The 2,421-nt window shown below is 74.0% G+C and carries 3 protein-coding genes; 1 reads left to right on the forward strand and 2 read right to left on the reverse strand.

Annotation, left to right across the window (positions count from 1 at the left end):
* Positions 1-470: 470 nt before the first annotated feature.
* Positions 471-704 carry a plasmid partition protein ParG gene (locus RM540_RS16165; RefSeq protein ID WP_311666041.1) on the reverse strand — a complete coding sequence of 78 codons (234 nt, stop codon included), beginning with the start codon at positions 702-704 and terminating at the stop codon, positions 471-473.
* Entirely contained in the window at positions 701-1,408 is a 708-nt protein-coding gene (gene parA / locus RM540_RS16170) for a ParA family partition ATPase (protein ID WP_311666043.1), read from the reverse strand. The genes RM540_RS16165 and parA overlap by 4 nt, the downstream gene beginning before the upstream one ends.
* Positions 1,409-1,528: 120 nt before the next feature.
* On the opposite strand from parA, the gene RM540_RS16175 reads away from it, so the two are divergent.
* Positions 1,529-2,401, forward strand: coding sequence for a M23 family metallopeptidase (locus RM540_RS16175; protein WP_311666045.1), 873 nt, complete (start codon positions 1,529-1,531; stop codon positions 2,399-2,401).
* Positions 2,402-2,421: the final 20 nt, after the last annotated feature.

Genomic DNA, 2,421 nt, shown 5'->3' on the forward strand with positions numbered 1-2,421 from the left:
ACCGGCGCCCGTGCGGGGCTGTGTAGTCCGTGTGCCCGTCCGCTGCCTGGGTCGGCCTCGGCCGTGGCCACGGAGCGGAGGACGCCCGAGCCTCCCGCATAGGAAAGGGGGCTCTCCTGGTCGGGGGGCATACCTGCCGCATTCAGGCCTGCGGAGCCGGAGTCAAAGCGTGTCGCAGACGCGCGGGGCCGCGCGGAGCCGCGCGGACTGGAGGGGTGAGCCGTCGGCGGCTCTCCCTGCAAGGAGCACGGCGAGCACGGAGCGGGAGCCCCGTTGGACCTTCTCCGTCTCGGAGGAGGACCGGCGGGGCGGGAGCGGCCCTTGACGCCGGTGGAGCAGGCCCGACCTTCTGGTGTGCCCCCCGTCCTGGACCACACGCCAGCCCGGAGGGCTGTCGTCACTCGCCCCCCCCTCGTCAGCAGGCCGAAACGGTTTCTGTGAGTACGAAATACTCCCTTTGTGAGTATGATTTACTCGTAGGCGTCCAGGAAGTCGTGGATGTGCTGGACCACGGCCACCGTGACCGTGAGCCCACGGCGTTCGACGGCGGCCTTGTACCGGGCGTAGAGGTCGGCCGGCACGTTCGCGTTCAGCCGGACCTTCTCGCCGGCAGCGGTCGCCCTGAGCCGTTCGAGCTCGGCGGCTCTTCCCGGGTCCTCCGGTCGTGCCGGCCGGCCTCCCAGCGGTGTCTTTCGGCTGCTCATCGGTCGTCCTCGTCAGATGGGGTGGGGGTGAAGGGTCGGTCCAGCCATTCGAGCACTTCGTCCGCGAGCGCGGCCACCTCGGCGGCGGCCTTGGGGTCGCGGGCGCCCTCTGCCCCGCCCCCGGGACCGACGACGCCCCACCCGCCGGAGAGCGCTTCGGCGTAGGCCACCCGCTGGGTCGTCCGGGCTCCGAGCACGGGCAGCCCGACGCCCTCCAGAGCCGCGCCGACCTCGGTCGCTAGGTTCGACCCGGCCACCTGGCGGGAGACCACGAACGCCGCGTCCGGGCGCCCGGCCACCTCGCGGCGGGCGCGCACGAGGTCCACGAGCGGGCCGCTCCCCCAAATGTCGGCGTTCGAGGGCGTGACCGGCACGAGCACGAGGTCGGCCACCCGGAGCACGACGGCGTCCATGTCCTCGACGCGGGCCGAGCCGTCGATGACGACGACGTCGTGGGAGAGCGAGAGCTTGTTCACCTCCCGTCGGAGCGCGGCCGAACGGTCGATCCCGACGACCAGCGGCAGCCCCGGTGCCCCGTCTCCGTCCGGGGCCGACGCCGCCCAATCCCGCGCCGTCCCCTGCGGGTCGGTGTCGACCACGACGACGGAGCGGCCCCGCGACTGGACGGCCACGGCCAAGTTGGTGGCGAGCGTGGACTTGCCGGACCCCCCCTTGGGGTTGAGGACGGCGATGATCTTTTTCACGGCGGGGGGTATGATGTGAGTAGGGCGTGAGTCCGTCGTGAGTATACTGTACCCATCGGCCCCGCACAACGTCGAGCCCTGGCACGCGGGGATATGTTCTGGCGCTGACTCCTCGGGACGATGGTTGACCCTAACGACACCCGCTCCGTCCTCCGTCGTGCGGCCACGCGCGTTGCCGACTGGACCGCGCTCCCCGAGAACGGGGCGGGGCGTCTCGCCCCGCCCGCACGGTCGGCCCGCCCGGCCCGCTCCCCCGGCCGCTTCGGCGGCTGGCACGCCGCCGGGCTCACGGTCGTGGCCCTGCTGATCGGCTCGCCGCTCCTGGCCCACTCCAAAGAACAGATCGGCCGCGTCACCGCTCGCGTGGCCCTTGCGGGCGCCGAGTCACCGGCGCCCGCCACCGGGACGGCTCCGACGGCCGTACGGCCGAGACGAGCCCGGGGCTCCGTCGCCGTGCCCACCGTCGGCACCTGGGCCGACCGCGTCGGCGTGCCGGTGGACCCGCCGACGGCGGGGCCGGTCTCCAGCGGCTTCGGGCTGCGCCGGCACCCGGTCTGGGGCGGCTCGCGCCACCACGCCGGCATCGACCTGGCGGCCCGGCTCGGCGCCCCCGTGCGCGCGACCGCGTCGGGCGTCGTGGGCGCGGCCGGCGCCGCGGGTGGGTACGGTCTGCGCGTCGAGGTGTACCACGCGCCGTCCGGCCTCACGACGCGCTACGCGCACCTGAGCCGGTTCGCGCCGACGCTCCGCGTCGGCGCCCGAGTCCGGCGCGGCCAGGTCCTCGGGTTCGTCGGCGCAACGGGCGTTGTTACCGGACCCCACCTGCACTACGAGGTCCTCCGGCGTGACGGACAGGCGCTCGACCCGGCGGCGCTGGCCACGCGCTACCGCACGGCGTATGCCGAGGCGACGGCGGCGCTGGAACGCGCGCTCCAGCGCCAAGGTGGAGGTCCAGCGCCGGCCCCACCAGCAGACGGGCACACGGACCGTTAACGGCTCGCACAAGGGCTAGC

Origin of the sequence: Rubrivirga litoralis, from assembly GCF_031846415.1 — a bacterium.
In the GTDB taxonomy this organism is placed as follows: domain Bacteria; phylum Bacteroidota; class Rhodothermia; order Rhodothermales; family Rubricoccaceae; genus Rubrivirga; species Rubrivirga litoralis.

Bases quoted from the DNA above. Each gene is read 5' to 3' on its own strand.
- RM540_RS16165 (WP_311666041.1), bottom strand. From the start codon at position 704: ATGAGCAGCCGAAAGACACCGCTGGGAGGCCGGCCGGCACGACCGGAG.
- RM540_RS16175 (WP_311666045.1), top strand. From the start codon at position 1,529: ATGGTTGACCCTAACGACACCCGCTCCGTCCTCCGTCGTGCGGCCACG.